Genomic DNA, 16,906 nt, shown 5'->3' with positions numbered 1-16,906 from the left:
TGTCGGGCATGAACACCATGCCCGATTTTCTCCGCATCGATCCTCAGGAACGCACCGTATCGCTCGACGCCCGCGACCCGGCGTTCTATGGCAATCCGAACGCGACTTACGCGCTCTTGCACGCACACTGTCCGACCTTCTACTGGGAGGAGCAGAAGCAGTGGTTCTTTACCGGCTATGATCACGTCAATGCGCTTTTGCGTGATCGCCGCTTCGGGCGTCAGATCCTGCACATCGCCACACGCGAAGAGCTGGGATTACCTGCACCGCTTGATCATACCCGCCACTTCGATGCCGCTGAGCGCCATTCGCTGCTCGAGATCGAGCCTCCAGAACACACCCGTCTTCGTACACTCGTCAATCGCGCCTTCGTGTCCCGCCATGTGGAGAAGATGAAGCCGGAAATTGAGGCTTTGGCGCATGGTTTGATCGACCGCTTTGCGACGGACGGGCAGACAGAATTGCTCTCCTCCTTCGCCGACATCATTCCCGTGACGATGATTGCCAGGATGATCGGCATTCCGGAAGAGATGGGGCCACAGTTGCTCAAATGGTCGCATGCCTATGTCGGGATGTATATGTTCAAGCGCAGCCTTGAAGACGAAGTGGCTGCCGACCACGCCGCCAAGGAGTTCGCTGATTACGTGCGCAGTGTCATTGCCGAACGCCGCGCCGAGCCGAAGGACGATCTGCTCAGCCATATGATCCATACGGAGCATAAGGGCCAGTTTCTGACCGACGAAGAGCTGGTTTCCACCACCATCGTGCTCCTGAACGCCGGGCATGAGGCGACAGTGCACCAGATCGGTAATTCGGTGCGCGTTATCCTCGAAAGCGGCCTCGACACTCATTCGCTGTTCAGCGACGAAAAGACGACGGAGCGGACCGTTGAAGAAACTCTTCGCATTGGCGCGCCGGTCCATATCTTCCAGCGTTGGGCTCTGGAGCCGGTGGAAATCGATGGCGTTCGGTTCGAGCGAGGCGACAAGGTTAGCCTGATCCTCGCTGCCGCCAATCTCGATCCGCAGAAATTCAGCGATCCCCTGACCTTCAAACCTGACCGAACCGAGGCTCCAAACCTCTCCTTCGGCGCAGGCATCCATTTCTGCATCGGCGCTCCACTGGCGCGGCTGGAACTGAATATCGTTCTGCCACTTCTCTTTCAACGCCTGCCGGATCTGAAGCTTGCGAGCCAGCCAACAGTGAAGGACGTCTATCACTTCCACGGGCTTGAAAGGCTTGATTTGGTTTGGTGATCAGGTCTGTTCCTTGCAGCTTCGGGCTATGCGCAGTTAAAGACGAAGAAAGTGTATCAAAACCTTCGTTTTGGTACACTTTGATTAAAAGCACCTGCGCTTCGCCTTCTGACTACTTGGCCGTTTACAGCCGGACTACGTAATCCTTGCGGGTTGTCTCCACCACTTCCCATGTTCCCTTGAAGCCTGGGCGGATGATTTGGCGGTCGCCAGTTCTGAGGTGGATGGCGTGTCCACCATCCTCGGTCAGAATGGAGTGGCCCTCCAAAATATTGAAGTACTCCCACTCGTCATATTCCACTCGCCACTTGCCGGGAGTGGATTGCCAGATGCCGGCGTAAATGCCGCCTTCGGCCTCCTCCATATTCCAACTGGTGAATTTGGGATTGCCCGCAATCAGACGGTCGGGCGCTGGGGCGCCCTCCTCCGGCTGGAGCTTGGAAAGATCGCCGTCCGGCTTGAAATCGAGTGTGAAGGCCATGAGCAATCTTGTCCTTTCAGATCGTTGCTATCGGGATTGATGGTCGTCAGATTTTGGCCAGCGACTGTTCCAGATCGGCGATGATGTCCTTCACATCCTCGATGCCGATAGAGACGCGCACGACATCTGGACCAGCGCCCGCTGCAACCTGTTGCTCCGGCGTCAGTTGAGCATGCGTGGTCGATGCGGGGTGGATGACCAGAGAGCGCGTGTCACCGATATTGGCAAGATGCGAAAAGAGCTGCAATCCCTCCACCAGGGATTTACCCGCCTGGTAGCCGCCCTTTACACCGAAAGTGAATACGGAGCCTGCGCCCTTCGGCGAATAGCGTTGTTGCAGAGCATGGTTGTCGCTATCGCCCAATCCCGCATAATGCACCCAGCCAATCTTTGGATGTGCTTTCAGCCATTGCGCCACGGCCAGAGCATTGTCCGAATGGCGCTGCACGCGCAGCGGCAGGGTTTCGATGCCGGTGAGAATTAGGAAGGCATTGAACGGCGAAATCGACGGGCCTAGATCGCGTAGGCCAAGAACGCGGGTGGCAATGGCAAAGGCAAAGTTACCGAAGGTCTGATGCAGAACGACTCCCGAATATTCTGGACGCGGCTGCGATAGGGCGGGAAACTTATCGGATGCGGACCAGTCGAACGTCCCGCCATCGACGATGATGCCGCCCATGGAGTTACCATGGCCGCCGAGAAATTTTGTCAGTGAATGAACGACGATATCGGCACCGTGTTCGATCGGCCGAATGAGATAGGGGCTCGCCATGGTATTGTCGACGATCAGCGGCAGGCCATGCCTGTGCGCCACCTCGGCAATAGCCGCGATATCGACGAATGTGCCGCCCGGATTGGCAAGACTTTCGATAAAGATTGCCTTTGTCCGCTCGTCGATCTGACTTTCAAAATTCACCGGATCGGCGGCATCCGCCCAGCGCACTTGCCAGCCGAAGTTCTGGAAGGAATGCCCGAACTGATTGATCGAGCCGCCATAGAGTTGGCGTGCGGCAATGAAATTGTCACCGGATTGTAAAAGCGTGTGAAAGACAAGCAATTGCGCCGCGTGGCCGGAGGCCACCGCAAGGGCAGCGGTACCGCCTTCGAGCGCGGCGACACGCTCTTCGAGTACCGCCTGGGTGGGGTTCATAATGCGGGTATAGATGTTTCCAAACTCCTTCAGCCCGAAAAGGGCTGCGGCGTGTTCGGAATCGCGAAACGCATAGGCAGTAGTCTGATAGATAGGAGTGGCGCGCGCGCCGGTGGTCGGGTCCGGCTGCGCCCCGGCATGAATGGCAAGGGTGGAAAAGCCTGGCGTATGATCTGACATGGTGTCCCTCCAGCTGTCTTTTTTAAACAAGCACGGGGGGATCATATCGCGTCAAGCACGAATGATAAGAGCCGCTTGTCCTAACTATCGCGCAATATTGAGACGAGGATACTCAATGGCAGGGCACCGATCCATAATCACTTCCAAGCCGTAATGCTCGCCCTTGGCTGCGGCGTCGTGGTCCTTCACGCCCAATTGCGCCCAAAGAACCTTGGGCCGGGGCGACATGTGGATCACCTCCTCCACAACGCCAGAGAGATACTCCGAAGCACGGAAGACGTCGACCATATCCACCGGCACTGGGATGTCGGCAAGCTTGGCGTATACTTTCTGCCCAAGGATTTCCTTGCCCTCCTGTCCCGGGTTGACCGGTAAGACCGTGTAGCCTTTTGACAGAAGGAACGACATGACCCCGTAACTAGGCCTCGCCGAATTGGGCGAAGCGCCGACAAGCGCGATCGTCTCGACGTCCATCAAAATCCGGCGAATGTCTTCGTCAGCGTAGTGTTCGTGATCCATCATGCTAGTCTCCTATCTTACACCATGAGGCCATACCCTCAGGAGGGTGGCTCACTTTATGGATTCTCTGCCAGCAAAAACGTTGCGCAAATTTGCATCACACGTTGCCTTTTAATTCGGCAGCCATCGGAATGCCCAATCGTACCACATTTGTTCCAATTTCGTTCACAGGCATTTTAGCAGCTACTTATAGTTACATTAGTAATTTATGTTTTTCCCATAACAAATCCCATTCTGAAACGTTTGAGATACGTAAAAATCTTAATTAGGCGAAAAAAGTTCCAAAGGCATCACCCGATTACGCCGCTTACACCTGTATAGGTTGTGTGTTGAGGTTGGATATTGGCCGCAGAGCCAGCCGATCAAAAACAATGCATGATCATCCGGCCTCGCAGCGTATGCACATAAAGATAGGCAGGCAGTCACCGTAAAAACGTCCAACACTTTTGTGCGTCATGCTCTAAAGTTCCACTTTCATTCAGACGCTCCGTGAGTCGCCCTTGTCGCTTGATGTCCTGCTGCTAGTCCTTCTTGGCGCGCTTCTGCATGCGTCATGGAACGCTCTCGTGAAATCGGGTTCCGACAAGGCGCTTGATGCATCTTTGATTGCGGCAGGCGCGGCGATCTGCTGCGTTCCCTTTCTGCCTTTTCTACCCCTGCCTGGATTTGTCGCCGTTCCGTTTCTGGTTGCCTCGGCATTTCTACAGTTCGCCTATTTTCGACTTGTGGCAGCCGCCTACACCGTTGGCGATATTGGTCTCGTCTATCCGGTCATGCGTGGCGTCGCGCCGCTGATCGTGGCCGCCAGTAGTAGTCTGTTTCTTGATGAGCGGCTTAGTACTCCAGCCTTTATAGGGATTGCCGTCATTTCCGCGGGAATTCTGACGCTCGCCTTCGAAGCGCGACGTGGAGGCCGAAAGGCGATCCTGCTGGCACTGGCAAATGCAGTGGTGATCGCTGGTTACACATTTGTCGATGGCGTGGGCGCGCGCCGATCCGGCAACGCCATATCCTACACGCTGTGGATGTCCCTGCTGCCGCCCCTCCTCCTGTTCTCATATGCCTTTTACCAACGTGGCTATCTGCCTGTCATGCAGCATGTGAGACGCAATTGGTGGCGCGGTCTTGCCGGAGGCGGCGGCTCTATTTTGTCCTACGGCCTTGCACTCTGGGCTATGACAAAGGCACCGGTGGCCGTGGTGGCAGCATTGCGCGAAACATCCATCCTTTTTGCCATCGTGATCTCGGTTTTCCTTCTGAAAGAAAAGGCCAGCGTCTGGCGCTATGTCGCAGGCGGCGTCATCGCATCTGGTGTTCTGATCATGAGGCTCGGCTGAAATTGCCACTATTTTGTGTGGTATCATAAAACCACACATACAACTAACTGATTTTTAATGACTATTTTTGAAGTCAGCTTTTTTGCACCTGTTGACGGTTATCAGCCGACCGCCTATAAGCGCGCCAGACTGAATTCTCATGGAATACATGTCTTCCGGCACGCGCAAATGCGGCCAAATCAAGCAACAAGAAACGCCCGCATCTCGCCTGGCAACAGCAGGATGACGGGTCCAAAAGAAAGTGAAAAAAATGTCTACTTTCGTTCAGAAGCCCGCTGAGGTGGAGAAGAAGTGGGTCATCATCGACGCCGAAGGCCTCGTTGTTGGTCGTCTCGCCACCCTCGTTGCTACCCGCCTGCGCGGCAAGCACAAGGCAACCTACACCCCCCACGTGGATGACGGCGACAATGTCATCATCATCAACGCGGAAAAGGTTGTCTTCACCGGCAAGAAGTATTCCGACAAGAAGTACTACTGGCACACCGGTTACCCGGGTGGCATCAAGGAGCGTACGGCTCGCCAGATCATCGAAGGTCGCTTCCCGGAGCGCGTCGTTGAAAAGGCTGTCGAGCGCATGATCCCGCGTGGTCCTCTCGGTCGTCGCCAGATGAAGAACCTCCGCGTTTACGCTGGTTCGAACCACCCGCACGAAGCACAGCAGCCAGTCGCTCTCGACGTTGCATCGCTGAACAAGAAGAACGTAAGGAGCGCCTGATAATGGCCGATCTTTCCTCCCTGAAAGACCTCGCCCCGGCATCGGAAGCTTCGGCTCCCGTACACGTCCGCAAGGTTGACACTCTCGGTCGCTCCTATGCGACCGGCAAGCGCAAGAACGCCGTTGCCCGCGTATGGGTCAAGGCTGGTTCCGGCAAGATCATCATCAACGGCCGTGATTTCACCGCCTACTTCGCACGTCCGGTTCTGCAGATGATCCTGCAGCAGCCGATCGTTGCAGCAGCGCGCACGGGTCAGTTCGACATCGTTGCGACCGTTGCAGGTGGTGGTCTCTCCGGTCAGGCCGGTGCGGTTCGCCACGGCTTGTCCAAGGCTCTCACCTACTTCGAACCGGGCCTGCGCTCTGTTCTGAAGAAGGGTGGCTTCCTGACCCGCGACAGCCGCGTTGTTGAACGTAAGAAGTACGGTAAGGCCAAGGCTCGCCGCAGCTTCCAGTTCTCCAAGCGCTAATCGCTTCTGGAATACACGAAAATCAAAAAGGCGGCGCTTCGGCTCCGCCTTTTTGTTTTGCAGGTCTTGCTGCATTTCGCGGTTGGATGACCTCTTACAGCATAGTCTGACAATCGGCACGATCTTCTAGATCACGTTTCGAAGCGTACAAGGCGCCATCCTGTGTGCGCCTACGGGGTTGCAGCGTTTTAGTTTAGCGGCAGCGGTATGGAGCCGGTTATTCCATCGGCGCCGAAAAGATCGTCCGCGACTGCAGCCGCAATCCGCTCCGCCCCTGCCCTTGTATAGTGGCCTCTGTCGGCGATGTAAGCGACGCCATCCATGCCAAAGGAGCAGCCAGCGATCGATGCCGGATCGCAGAATATCTGCTCGGGCAGTATCTTCGTCACCTCCGCAGGCAAGGCGGCATTCAAAACGCCGTAAGCGCGAGCGGTGTTTGCCTCGAAATCGGATTTCGAAATTATGAAGCTGGGGGCTGGATCTCCCCTCAGCATGCTTGAAGCCATCACATCTACCAGGGGCTTATCGAAGCGCGGACCCGGATAAACCACGAGAACCTGTTTTCCGGTCGCCTCGAGCCTCTGAACTGTCTCGCGGAAATTATCCGACACAGCGCTCAGGGGAACATCTGCGTCGGAATAGGTCTCTTTATCGACTTGCAGGTAGGGTGAATTGAGAAAGCTGACCCAGGATGCCGCTAGGATGACCGTTTCGACATTACTGGCTGCGAGATAATCCATGGCACGCCGATTGAACTCCTCGCAATTGGCAGCTCCTTTGTCTCTTGCCGTCCAGACCCCGAGGATCGGAGCGCAATACCCATGCGTCAATTGCACCGTGCCGATGTTCCGGTGCTTGAACTCCTCAACCAGAGCTGGGGAAATCGAAGAAGCAATGGAATCGCCCCAGACCGCGATCGTACGGCCGCTGCGGATATTGAACATGCACTCCATACTGGGCAGGGGTGGAAGCCCATCTTCCCGCTGAAAAAGACAGTTCTCGTTCCAAGTCGTGCGTTCGACGAACTGCGTGATATTTTTGGGAAGCCTGGACGGCAGTCCCTCCTTCAAATCTCCCCATGCGCCGAAACCCACAAGCCCTGCGGCAAGCATGGACGCTGTCCACCCCAACCGCGCGAACCGGACTCGCTGGCCACGAAAAGGCTGTTCGACGAGATACCAGCTCAAGGCCGAAAGCAGAAGAATCAGAGCGATCAGGGCGCACATAACCATTGTCGATGGCGGCTCCGGGCTCCTGATGCGCCAGAACGCGAAGACGGGTTGATGCCAGAGGTAGGCGCTGAAACTGATCCGACCGAGCCATACAAGTGGTGACATGGAGAGCAGACGGCCGACGATGCAAGTACGCGAGGAGAATATGAGGATGAGCGCAGTGCCGCCTGTAGGAAGCAAAGCGACGATCGACGGAACATCAACCGCTGAATCGAACAATAGGATCGACGCCAGTACGACCAGTAGTCCTGCCCCGGCGAAGACGTCGTTCGCTGCCCTCTCCTTTCCGAACACCCAGAACGCGCATAGCGAACCGAGGAGAATTTCCCAAACGCGGGTCGGCAACAGATAGTAATTGGCAAGCGGGAAGTAGCGCGCGCCGACTTCACTGAGCAACAGGCTGGCGACAGCAACGCCAAGCACGACGGAAAAGATCGTTTTGATTTTGAGGCGCAAAAGAAACAGCAGCGGAAAAAGCAAATAGAACTGCTCTTCCAAACCGAGACTCCATGTGTGGAGTAGCGGTATTTCCGTCGTCTCAGGAGAAAAGTAGCCCGTACTTTTCATGAAATAGACATTTGAGAGAGAAAGCGTCGATGCGATCAGGCTCTTGGAAAACCGCTCATAGGCATCGGGCAGCATCCATATCCATGCAAAAGGGATCGTGCATAGGAGGACGAAAAAAAGCGCTGGGAGAATGCGGCGTACACGTCGCGCATAAAAACGGCCTACCGAAAACCGCCCTTCAGCATATTCACGCAATATGACGCCGGTGATCAAGTAACCGCTGATGACCAGGAAGATATCGACACCGATATATCCGCCGTCAAATACTGCGAACCCCGCATGGGCAAAAATGACGGCCAGCAATCCCAAGGCACGCAGACCGTCAATTTCGGGTCGATAAGTCATAAAAACCACATGTAACGTTGCTTAAGCTGAGACCTTGAGAATGGACGACGCTGCTGCCAGTTTCGGCTGTAACGCAGCTTGGAGCACCACACCGTGTTCCGCCAAAAGCGTGGCTCTGCTGGAAATGCGTTCGATCAGACTGTTGCGAGCATGACGAAGAGGCTAACCACGATACACATGCTTTATTTACGACGTGTTTACCATGAGCGTATCTTATCGCGAACAGCTTAATGCGATATTGAAAAGCCGTAAAAGTTCGACTGAAGGAGTGAGCAATGTCCGCAAAAAGCATCGATCACGCTTTCACCTCGTCCTCTCTGACGTCGGCAGCCACCGATCCCACTCATGCGGGCGCGCTGTCCTTCATGCGACGCCGCTACAGCAAAAATCTCGACGGCGCTGCCACCGTGGTGTGGGGCATTCCTTTTGACGCTGCGACTTCCAATCGGCCGGGCGCACGTTTCGGGCCGCAAGCAATCCGTCGTGCATCGGCAATCTTCGACAATGATCCGCAATACCCGTTTGCCCGCGATCTTTTCGAAAACATGCCGACGGTCGACTATGGCGATTGCCTCCTGGATTACGGCCATCATTGGCAGACGCCTGAAACGATCGAACGCGAAGCGCGCAAGATTATTGCCAATAGCGATTATCTGCTGACGCTTGGAGGCGATCATTTCATTACATGGCCGCTCCTGAAAGCGCATGTCGCAAAACATGGTCCGCTGGCGCTCGTACAGTTCGACGCGCATCAGGATACATGGTTCGACGATGGCAAGCGCATCGATCATGGCTCTTTCGTCGTACGCGCCGTTCGCGATGGACTGATCGATCCGACTCGCTCCATTCAGATCGGCATCCGCACCCATGCGCCTGAAGATTGCGGCATTAAGATTCTCTTCGGCTACGAGGTTGAGGAGATGCGCGCCAGTGAAATTGCTTCACTGGTCGTTAAGCATGTGGGCGGGCTGCCGGCCTACCTCACATTCGATATCGACTGCCTGGACCCGGCCTTCGCGCCCGGCACCGGAACCCCAGTCGCAGGTGGACCATCGAGTGCAAAAATCCTCTCCATCCTGCGCGGTCTTGGACAACTCGACATTCGGGGGTCGGATGTCGTCGAAGTGGCGCCCGCCTACGACCATGCCGATGTGACTGCCATTGCCGGGGCAACGGTTGCGATGTATATGCTAGGGCTGCGTGCTGAGCGACTGGCGAAATCCGATTGAAGTCCCTTCACTCGCTTACAAATCGAGTCCGAAAAAGCACATAATATATTGAAAATACAAGGTTAAAGACATGGCAGCGAAGATCTTCATCGATGGCGAACACGGCACCACAGGCTTGCAAATACGCACGCGTCTGGCCGATCGTCGCGATATCGAACTGCTGTCCATTCCCGAGGCCGAGCGCCGCAATGCATCGATGCGCGAGGACATGCTGAACAGCGCCGACATCTCGATCCTCTGCCTGCCGGACGATGCATCCAGGGAGGCTGTTTCCATGGTTTCCGGAAACAACAAGGTCCGGATCATCGATACCTCGACGGCCTTCCGTATCCATCCTGACTGGGCGTATGGCTTTGCCGAAATGGACAAGCATCAGGCTGAGAAGGTGCGGTCTGCCCGCTTCGTTGCCAATCCTGGCTGCTATCCCACCGGCGCCATCGGCCTCATTCGTCCCTTGCGCGCAGCAGGCATCTTGCCGGATGGCTACCCTGTGAGTGTCAACGCCGTTTCCGGTTACACGGGCGGCGGCAAGCAGATGATCGCACAGATGGAAGATCAGAGCCGTGACGACGCGATCAGCGCCAACAATTTCGCCTACGGTCTGACGTTGAAGCACAAGCACGTACCGGAGATGAAGAACCACGGTCTTCTCGACCGCGCGCCGCTTTTCTCGCCATCCGTTGGTCGTTTTCCACAAGGCATGATCGTTCAGGTTCCGCTGTTTACGACCGATCTGAATGAAGGCTCGAGCGTCGAAACCGTGCACTCCGCGCTCACCGCGCACTATGCCGGTCAGCATATCGTGGAGGTCGTGCCACTTGAAGAAAGCCGGTTGATGACGCGCATCGACGCCGAAGAACTGGTCAATCAGGATACGATGAAGCTCTATGTCTTTGGCACGTCCGAACACATCAATCTCGTCGCGGTTCTGGATAATCTCGGCAAGGGTGCGTCGGGCGCGGCAGTGCAAAACATGGAACTGATGCTCTCGGCATGAGTGCGGAGTTCGTCTCCTTAGATATCCCGGAAGAGATCGCAGGGCGGTGGAGCATTTCCACCGCTTCTTTGATTGCGGATACCGAAAGCAGCATCGTTCACCGCGCCACCCTGGCGGATGGCTCGTCGGCCATATTGAAGCGCCTGAAGCCGCGTGGGCTTGGCGAACTCCCCGGCATGACATTTCTGAAATGGCGCAATGGACAAGGTGCCGTACGCCTTTTGCAACGAAGCGGAACAGCGTGCCTGCTCGAAGACGCAGGCGATCTGACGCTTCGCGCTCATCGCCTCCACTATGGCGAAGAAGCCGCGAACGTCGTCATCGTTAGCGTTCTGCAAACGCTCCACGGGTCAGGGCGGGCAGAAGTTGTGGGTTTGACACCGCTTGAGCGGCATTTCCGCTCTCTGCTCTCCCGCGCTGAAACAGAGACAGATGAGCGACTCCGTGAGCCCTTGAGGTACTGTGCGGAGATTGCCCGTCAACTTTTGGCGAGCCAAAAAGACGTAAAGCCCCTTCATGGCGATCTGCATCACGATAATATCGTGAGTGGCGGCACCCGCGGCTGGCTGGCCATCGATCCGCAAGGTTTGCTTGGCGACCCAGCCTATGATGTGGCAAATATCTTCGGAAACCCGCTCAACGCCCTGCCGGACATCATCGATCCATACCGGATAACGACACTCTGCACCATTTTCGCGGATACGCTGAACTGCACGAGAGAGAAGATCCTTCGCTACGCCATCGCACATGCAGGACTGTCCGTCTGCTGGTCTCTTGAGGACGGCGGCGCCTTAGACGATAGCGTTAATGCACGCGAGCGACTTGCCTTCCTGACGGTCGCCCGAGACCTTTTGCCGAACTTCAGCGCCTGACCTCTGCAGCAACGGCTGCAGGATATTCTCCGATAAAGCCGCGCCAATGCGCAATTGCAAAAGCGAGTACGATAAGCGCCATGCCCTGATGCGCCAGCGCAACATGAATATCCACATGGGTGAGTAGCGTGGTGATTCCGAGCGCCGCCTGAACGCAGACTAGCAGGAAAAACAGCACAGAGCGTCGCGCGTGCGGTGTGCCTGGCAAAGCGCGGCAGAGGCTCACCATGTGCCAGAGCGTTGCGGCGAACAGGGTGTATGCGCCGAGGCGATGAACGAACTGTACAGTCTTCGGGTTTTCGAACAGATTGATCCACCAGGGCTGCTGGATGAAAAGATCGCCTGGAACGATGGAGCCATCCATCAGCGGCCACGTATTGTAGGAAAGGCCGGCATTAAGACCTGCCACCAGCGCACCGAGATAGATCTGAAAGAGACAGAGGACCGTAAGCAGCGCTGCAAACCCCCTGCCCGTGCGCTCATTCGATGCATCCGCTGAATGGCGCGACAGCCCCCGCAATATCCACATGCAGCCCGCGAAAATCAGGCAGGCAATCGTCAAATGCGTTGCAAGACGGTATTGCGATACATCCGTGCGGTTGACGAGGCCTGAGGACACCATCCACCAGCCAACGAAACCCTGGAAGCCGCCAAGTGCCAGAAGTCCCAGCAATGGCAGGCGCAACCGCTTCTCGATCCGGCCCGTGAGCCAGAAATAGGCGAGCGGCAGGGCGAAGATCAGCCCGATGGTCCGCGCAAGAAGACGATGCGCCCACTCCCACCAGAAGATCGTCTTGAACTCATCCAGCGACATGCCACGATTGATTTCCTGATATTGCGGAATACGCTTGTAGAGCTGAAATTCTTCTTCCCACTCCGCGACCGATAGGGGTGGGATTGCGCCGTGGATAGGCTTCCATTCCGTGATCGACAAGCCAGACTCTGTCAGGCGGGTTGCGCCCCCCACCAGCACGAGACAGAATAGCGTGAACAGCACAACGCGCAGCCAAATTCGCAGAAGTCTGCGATTGTTCTCTTGCCGATGCAAAGCTGTTTCCACCCGTTGCTCGACAGAGGCATGACCCTTCGCCATCGTTTCGGATCGCATTCCTGAACTCCACAATTGCCTAGAGCGCCGTGCGTTCTCAATACGCAAAAAGGAAGCTCTAACTCTTCGAATCGACGCATCGCGCTTTCCGAAAAGCGATTCCGGTTCTCGGGCCGCAGCTTATCTGCTTGGTTTGCCTCAACCCGCAGGGCAAAACAAGGGGGGTGCCTTTGCGGCATCCGGTCGCGGCTGCTATAGAGGGACAGTACGAGTCAGCGACGGAATATGGCATGCATCCCCGCCTCAGATCATTCATCGGCACAATCGTTATCATTCTGCTGGTGGTGACTTATGCCATCGTCGCAACGGCTTTTGCCTCCGCCATGCTTGCCAACCATCCCTGGTGGGTTCACCTCGGCTATTTCGTTCTATCCGGCCTGCTGTGGATCTTGCCTGCGATGCTCATCATCAAATGGATGGCGGGGCCGAAGCGGCAGAAGTGAGTGCTACTCTCCCTCACGTCAATTAGGCGTTATACCAGAGTCTTGGGACTTTGCCTGTCGCGCGGTGAGGATATCATTGCGATGATCTGGCTATGACCACTTTTTTGAAAAGCGGAAGCGGCATCGCGAAGGACCGTAGGGTCGCCATCCGGCACGGAAACGACCACATCCGCCTCGACATATTTGAGTATGCGGGAAATTTCTCCAGGATCGGCCGCGCCGAACTCCAGCAAGACAGTATCGTAGCTTCCCGACAATGCGCCCAGGATCATTACCAGCCGTTCGAGAATTCCGCTTACGCGCTGGCCGGAACCAATACCCCTTGGTACGATATGCGCGGTGGAAAGTCGATCTCGATGGATCGTTTCTCCGAAGGCGGCGTCGCCAGTTAACAAATCCATGATGCCAGGCAGTTTCTCGTCCGAAGCCATCAACCGCGATGGAGCACCGGATGCCGTCATATCCACCACTACGACAGAGCGCGCCAGTTCCGCGATCGCCCTTGCCAGCATCACAGTTGCCGTAGACCCCTCTGCACCGCTTGGAGAGGCCACGACCGTCACAGGCTTTGCACCGGTCATAACGAGGAGATCGGCCACATAGGCGACAGGAAGACCGCTTGGCGCCGAGATAGCATCCAGATCGTCCTCAGCTTCGGTGGCGTTGTCATTGGCGTTCATGGCTCTTGCGTTCCGTATTTGCGGCGGCGTGACTCGATTGATCGCCGCCTCCTCACTCTAATTCTCATGCGGTAACGCAACGGTTAAGCGTCCTGCCTCTCTGGCTTATGATACCCTATTCAGTGAAATTATTCGCAGAACATATTTCTTTACCGGGCATTAACCATAACGAACGGATAAGTGAGGGCACGAAATGTTCCGGAGCCCGATTGCGAATGAGTTTCGCTATCCCACGTCTGATATCGGCTTTTGCCATCACCGCAGCGTCAACGCTGGCAGGCTGTGCTGCGTATCAACCGGCACCGGCCGCGATAAATGCAGTTGCCTTGCAGCCATACCGGCTGGATAGCGGAGACCGCCTGCGCGTTACGGTTTTCGATCAGGCTGGCCTGACCAACACTTACACTGTCGATCAGGCCGGCTACATTGCCTTCCCACTTGTGGGCCAAATTCCAGCCCGTGGCAGAACTGCCAAACAGGTCGAAGCAGCACTCGCCCAACAGCTTCGCAAGGGTTATCTACGCAATCCCGATGTCAGCATCGAAGTCGACCGTTACCGGCCTATCTTCGTGATGGGCGAAGTCGGCCGGCCGGGGCAGTATTCTTACGTGCCCGGCATGACCATCCAAAACGCCATTGCAATCGCAGGGGGATTCACTTCGCGTGCCAATCAGCGAGACGTCGATGTGACGCGTAAGCTCAATGCCGATGTCACGACCGGCCGCGTTATTATCACCGCGCCTGTTCTCGGGGGCGACACGATCTATGTTCGGGAACGTTTCTTTTGATGAAGCTTCCCATCACCAACACCCTGCTTGATCGCAGATAACCGGATTTTCAAGTTCAGCGACAGAAGCGATGAGCGTCAAACCAGCGACCTCAAGCTCTGTTCACAGTTGCGGGTAAACAGGTATTGCGTATCCCGCCCCCTCTATTGCGCCGAAGCGCGGCAATTCTTGTCGACCTGCCCCTGAAATGAGGGTAAAAAAGCAATTTCTAATGTGAACATCGTCAACGCTTCTTTTAGTATCGATGACTTATTCATACCACCAAAGAAAAGTGGGATAGGTCTATGGGCAACTCCGCAGGAGACGGTCGCAACTCCGAGCTCGATGCCTTGCATCGGCAACTTGCAGCAGTAGCCAAGAGCCAGGACGAGGCCCCAAGCCTTAATCCACTCGCCCGACAGGTCGCCAATCAGCTGCGCAGCACCAGCCACTCTCCAAACATGATCATAGGGCAGCTCCGCCTTTTCGAGTTCGCGAGCCTATCCGTTATTTCACTCGCTCTCAATGGCATTGATGTCGCTGGCGGCGCGCTCACTCATCTGGCCATTGCTGTTGCCTGCCTCTTCAATGCCGGCTTGTGCGCCCTCCTGCTTCAGGTCACAGATACCTATCAGCTTCCATCGCTTCGCCGCCCGCTGGCGATGATCGGACGCATATTAGGGTCGTTCCTTGCTTCTTGCGCCATTACCGGCATTGCCGTACGCCTTCTTCTGGATAACGGCGTATATACTTGGCAAGACTTAGCACTTTGGGCTGCTGCGGGCTCAGGCTTTCTTTTGCTGGAGCGAGTGATCGTTGGCATTGCCATCCGCCACTGGGGTCGTAACGGCGTGATGGAACGCCGTGCTGTCATCGTGGGAGGTGGACAGGCAGCGAAAGACCTTATCCGCTCCCTTGAACAGCATGACAACGACATCCGGATCTGCGGTATTTTCGACGACCGCAAGGGCGACCGCTCGCCCGATATTGTGGCAGGTTATCCAAAACTTGGAACCTTCGCCGAACTTGTGGAGTTCGCGCGGTTGACCAAGCTCGATATGCTGATCATCTCACTGCCGCTGAGCGCGGAAGCTCGTATCCTCGACCTCATCCGCAAGCTCTGGGTCTTGCCGGTGGATATTCGCGTCGCCGCCCACGCCCATAAACTCCGTTTTCGCCCCCGCTCCTATTCGCGCGATGGCGGCGTGCCTATGCTCGACGTGATGGATAAACCGCTTCGGGACTGGGATGGGGTGGCGAAACGAATCTTCGATATCTTCTTCAGCCTGATCGCGCTCTCGCTCCTCTGGCCGGTGATGATCGGCGCGGCCATCGCCGTCAAGAGCACGTCCAAGGGTCCGATTTTGTTCAAGCAGAAACGACATGGTTTCAATAACGAAACGATCAATGTCTGGAAATTCCGTTCCATGTATACGGAAATGAGCGACCCCAGCGCCGTGAAGGCCGTGACGAGAAACGACCCACGTGTCACGCCAGTTGGTCGTTTTCTTCGCAAATCATCGCTCGACGAGTTGCCACAGTTCTTCAATGTTTTAGCAGGCGATTTGTCTCTGGTGGGCCCGCGTCCGCACGCCGTTCACGCGCAGACGGGCGATCTGAAATATACCGAAGTCGTCGAACATTACTTTGCTCGCCATAAAGTCAAGCCGGGCGTGACCGGGTGGGCTCAAATCAATGGATGGCGGGGAGAGATCGACAATAGTGACAAGATAAAACAGCGGACCGCCTTCGATCTGTACTATATCGAAAACTGGTCCCTCCTGCTCGACCTCAAAATTCTGTTTCTAACGCCGATTCGCTTGTTGAAGTCTGATAACGCCTACTGAACGACCAATATTATGATACCGCTTACCCCTTGGAACTCTCAGGGATTTTGGGCGTTAAAGCGCTGTAAATCTTAACTTTCAGGGGAAATCCGAATGACGCGAACCAACAATCTTTATCTCATCATCGGCGCACTGTTTGTGGCAGTAGCAGCCTTGGGCATTTATGTCTGGCATGAAGAAAGCAAGCCGAAGGGTATCGAAATGAATATCGGTCCAAATGGCGTTTCAGTGCAGGAAAACTAATAAGCCAGATGTGGAAAGCGCAGCCCTTAGGGAGCTGCGCATTTTGCACTTTGCAGCATAGACTGCTTCACGCAAGTCCTACGAAGGACAGAATCATCCCAACCACAACGACCAGACCGACGATGTAAATAATACTGTTCATTTCTCTCTCCATTCGCAATTGCCAGGCATCGAAGCCGATGCGTCATCTCGTTACGATGGACTAACCCCTCTGCAAGGCATGGCGTTCCATTAGAAAAATCAAAAATGAAGCATGCACTGCACGAGTGAGATAGGTGCGTCGAATCAACATGGGCGCCAGATGTGAAGCACACCAAATACGCTTCCGATTGCCCGGTACGGACTGAAGAAATTCGCCGAAAGAAGAGGTTTGGGGAGAACCTCGTGAATGGTCGGAGCGACAGGACTTGAACCTGCGACCCCTTGACCCCCAGTCAAGTGCGCTACCGGGCTGCGCTACGCTCCGAC

The 16,906-nt window shown here is 55.7% G+C and carries 17 protein-coding genes and 1 tRNA gene; 11 read left to right on the top strand and 7 right to left on the bottom strand.

The features are described from left to right. Positions 1-8: 8 nt before the first annotated feature. Complete coding sequence (locus tag QZ869_RS09270) at positions 9-1,256, top strand: cytochrome P450 (RefSeq protein WP_296104189.1); 1,248 nt, start codon at positions 9-11, stop codon at positions 1,254-1,256. Positions 1,257-1,380: 124 nt separating this feature from the next. On the opposite strand, the gene QZ869_RS09265 is transcribed toward QZ869_RS09270, so the two are convergent. The 3 genes from QZ869_RS09265 to QZ869_RS09255 form a co-directional block, all read right to left on the bottom strand. Continuing rightward, on the bottom strand, positions 1,381-1,737 hold the full coding sequence (locus QZ869_RS09265; protein ID WP_296038193.1) for a cupin domain-containing protein: 357 nt from the start codon (positions 1,735-1,737) through the stop codon (positions 1,381-1,383). Positions 1,738-1,783: 46 nt separating this feature from the next. Beyond that, positions 1,784-3,067, bottom strand: coding sequence for an O-acetylhomoserine aminocarboxypropyltransferase (locus QZ869_RS09260; RefSeq protein ID WP_296104187.1), 1,284 nt, complete (start codon positions 3,065-3,067; stop codon positions 1,784-1,786). 84 nt (positions 3,068-3,151) lie between these two features. Next, the gene (locus QZ869_RS09255) at positions 3,152-3,586 is read right to left on the bottom strand and encodes a CoA-binding protein (RefSeq protein WP_296082897.1); all 435 of its coding nucleotides are present in this window, start codon (positions 3,584-3,586) and stop codon (positions 3,152-3,154) included. Positions 3,587-4,086: 500 nt separating this feature from the next. On the opposite strand from QZ869_RS09255, the gene QZ869_RS09250 reads away from it, so the two are divergent. The 3 genes from QZ869_RS09250 to rpsI all read left to right on the top strand — a co-directional run bounded on the left by QZ869_RS09250 (position 4,087) and on the right by rpsI (position 6,108). Continuing rightward, on the top strand, positions 4,087-4,923 hold the full coding sequence (locus QZ869_RS09250) for a DMT family transporter (RefSeq protein ID WP_296038198.1): 837 nt from the start codon (positions 4,087-4,089) through the stop codon (positions 4,921-4,923). A gap of 250 nt (positions 4,924-5,173) precedes the next feature. Next, on the top strand, positions 5,174-5,638 hold the full coding sequence (gene rplM, locus QZ869_RS09245; RefSeq protein WP_062425555.1) for a 50S ribosomal protein L13: 465 nt from the start codon (positions 5,174-5,176) through the stop codon (positions 5,636-5,638). A gap of 2 nt (positions 5,639-5,640) precedes the next feature. Further along, a complete protein-coding gene (rpsI, locus tag QZ869_RS09240; protein WP_296020842.1) occupies positions 5,641-6,108 on the top strand; it encodes a 30S ribosomal protein S9 in 468 nt (155 codons plus the stop codon). A 188-nt stretch (positions 6,109-6,296) separates the two neighbouring features. Here rpsI and QZ869_RS09235 read toward each other — a convergent pair whose 3' ends face one another. Further along, the gene (locus QZ869_RS09235; protein ID WP_296104185.1) at positions 6,297-8,252 is read right to left on the bottom strand and encodes an acyltransferase family protein; all 1,956 of its coding nucleotides are present in this window, start codon (positions 8,250-8,252) and stop codon (positions 6,297-6,299) included. Positions 8,253-8,527: 275 nt separating this feature from the next. Between QZ869_RS09235 and speB the strand changes: the two genes are divergently transcribed. The 3 genes from speB to QZ869_RS09220 all read left to right on the top strand — a co-directional run bounded on the left by speB (position 8,528) and on the right by QZ869_RS09220 (position 11,350). Next, a complete protein-coding gene (gene speB, locus QZ869_RS09230) occupies positions 8,528-9,481 on the top strand; it encodes an agmatinase (protein WP_296104182.1) in 954 nt (317 codons plus the stop codon). Positions 9,482-9,551: 70 nt separating this feature from the next. Then, positions 9,552-10,478 (top strand): N-acetyl-gamma-glutamyl-phosphate reductase, encoded by a 927-nt coding sequence (gene argC / locus QZ869_RS09225; RefSeq protein WP_296104179.1) that lies wholly within the window; start codon positions 9,552-9,554, stop codon positions 10,476-10,478. Then, on the top strand, positions 10,475-11,350 hold the full coding sequence (locus tag QZ869_RS09220) for an aminoglycoside phosphotransferase family protein (protein ID WP_296104176.1): 876 nt from the start codon (positions 10,475-10,477) through the stop codon (positions 11,348-11,350). The genes argC and QZ869_RS09220 overlap by 4 nt, the downstream gene beginning before the upstream one ends. Here QZ869_RS09220 and QZ869_RS09215 read toward each other — a convergent pair. Further along, positions 11,340-12,458 carry a COX15/CtaA family protein gene (locus tag QZ869_RS09215; protein ID WP_296104174.1) on the bottom strand — a complete coding sequence of 373 codons (1,119 nt, stop codon included), beginning with the start codon at positions 12,456-12,458 and terminating at the stop codon, positions 11,340-11,342. The genes QZ869_RS09220 and QZ869_RS09215 overlap by 11 nt on opposite strands. Positions 12,459-12,688: 230 nt before the next feature. Between QZ869_RS09215 and QZ869_RS09210 the strand changes: the two genes are divergently transcribed. Beyond that, positions 12,689-12,901, top strand: coding sequence for a DUF2842 domain-containing protein (locus QZ869_RS09210; RefSeq protein WP_296020829.1), 213 nt, complete (start codon positions 12,689-12,691; stop codon positions 12,899-12,901). Between the two features lie 29 nt (positions 12,902-12,930). Here the strand turns inward: QZ869_RS09210 and QZ869_RS09205 are convergent, their stop codons facing one another. After that, positions 12,931-13,581: a hypothetical protein gene (locus QZ869_RS09205; protein ID WP_296104172.1), complete on the bottom strand. Its 651-nt coding sequence runs from the start codon at positions 13,579-13,581 to the stop codon at positions 12,931-12,933. Between the two features lie 215 nt (positions 13,582-13,796). Here QZ869_RS09205 and QZ869_RS09200 point away from each other — a divergent pair, with 215 nt between their 5' ends. The 3 genes from QZ869_RS09200 (at position 13,797) to QZ869_RS09190 (ending at position 16,438) form a co-directional block, all read left to right on the top strand. Then, the gene (locus QZ869_RS09200; RefSeq protein WP_296104169.1) at positions 13,797-14,369 is read left to right on the top strand and encodes a polysaccharide biosynthesis/export family protein; all 573 of its coding nucleotides are present in this window, start codon (positions 13,797-13,799) and stop codon (positions 14,367-14,369) included. Between the two features lie 284 nt (positions 14,370-14,653). Continuing rightward, positions 14,654-16,195: an undecaprenyl-phosphate glucose phosphotransferase gene (locus QZ869_RS09195; RefSeq protein WP_296082806.1), complete on the top strand. Its 1,542-nt coding sequence runs from the start codon at positions 14,654-14,656 to the stop codon at positions 16,193-16,195. 93 nt (positions 16,196-16,288) lie between these two features. Then, positions 16,289-16,438, top strand: coding sequence for a hypothetical protein (locus QZ869_RS09190; RefSeq protein WP_296082804.1), 150 nt, complete (start codon positions 16,289-16,291; stop codon positions 16,436-16,438). A gap of 389 nt (positions 16,439-16,827) precedes the next feature. Here QZ869_RS09190 and QZ869_RS09185 read toward each other — a convergent pair. Beyond that, positions 16,828-16,904 (bottom strand) — tRNA-Pro (locus QZ869_RS09185). Positions 16,905-16,906: the final 2 nt, after the last annotated feature.

Source organism: uncultured Agrobacterium sp., assembly GCF_913777885.1.
In the GTDB taxonomy this organism is placed as follows: domain Bacteria; phylum Pseudomonadota; class Alphaproteobacteria; order Rhizobiales; family Rhizobiaceae; genus Agrobacterium.
This window is presented reverse-complemented; position numbering and strand designations above follow the sequence as displayed.

Excerpts from the sequence above, each read along its gene's own strand:
- QZ869_RS09270 (WP_296104189.1), top strand. The coding sequence starts at position 9 with ATGAACACCATGCCCGATTTTCTCCGCATCGATCCTCAGGAACGCACC.
- QZ869_RS09265 (WP_296038193.1), bottom strand. The coding sequence starts at position 1,737 with ATGGCCTTCACACTCGATTTCAAGCCGGACGGCGATCTTTCCAAGCTC.
- QZ869_RS09260 (WP_296104187.1), bottom strand. The coding sequence starts at position 3,067 with ATGTCAGATCATACGCCAGGCTTTTCCACCCTTGCCATTCATGCCGGG.
- QZ869_RS09255 (WP_296082897.1), bottom strand. The coding sequence starts at position 3,586 with ATGGATCACGAACACTACGCTGACGAAGACATTCGCCGGATTTTGATG.
- rplM (WP_062425555.1), top strand. The coding sequence starts at position 5,174 with ATGTCTACTTTCGTTCAGAAGCCCGCTGAGGTGGAGAAGAAGTGGGTC.
- rpsI (WP_296020842.1), top strand. The coding sequence starts at position 5,641 with ATGGCCGATCTTTCCTCCCTGAAAGACCTCGCCCCGGCATCGGAAGCT.
- QZ869_RS09235 (WP_296104185.1), bottom strand. The coding sequence starts at position 8,252 with ATGACTTATCGACCCGAAATTGACGGTCTGCGTGCCTTGGGATTGCTG.
- speB (WP_296104182.1), top strand. The coding sequence starts at position 8,528 with ATGTCCGCAAAAAGCATCGATCACGCTTTCACCTCGTCCTCTCTGACG.
- argC (WP_296104179.1), top strand. The coding sequence starts at position 9,552 with ATGGCAGCGAAGATCTTCATCGATGGCGAACACGGCACCACAGGCTTG.
- QZ869_RS09220 (WP_296104176.1), top strand. The coding sequence starts at position 10,475 with ATGAGTGCGGAGTTCGTCTCCTTAGATATCCCGGAAGAGATCGCAGGG.
- QZ869_RS09215 (WP_296104174.1), bottom strand. The coding sequence starts at position 12,458 with ATGCGATCCGAAACGATGGCGAAGGGTCATGCCTCTGTCGAGCAACGG.
- QZ869_RS09210 (WP_296020829.1), top strand. The coding sequence starts at position 12,689 with ATGCATCCCCGCCTCAGATCATTCATCGGCACAATCGTTATCATTCTG.
- QZ869_RS09205 (WP_296104172.1), bottom strand. The coding sequence starts at position 13,581 with ATGAACGCCAATGACAACGCCACCGAAGCTGAGGACGATCTGGATGCT.
- QZ869_RS09200 (WP_296104169.1), top strand. The coding sequence starts at position 13,797 with ATGAGTTTCGCTATCCCACGTCTGATATCGGCTTTTGCCATCACCGCA.
- QZ869_RS09195 (WP_296082806.1), top strand. The coding sequence starts at position 14,654 with ATGGGCAACTCCGCAGGAGACGGTCGCAACTCCGAGCTCGATGCCTTG.
- QZ869_RS09190 (WP_296082804.1), top strand. The coding sequence starts at position 16,289 with ATGACGCGAACCAACAATCTTTATCTCATCATCGGCGCACTGTTTGTG.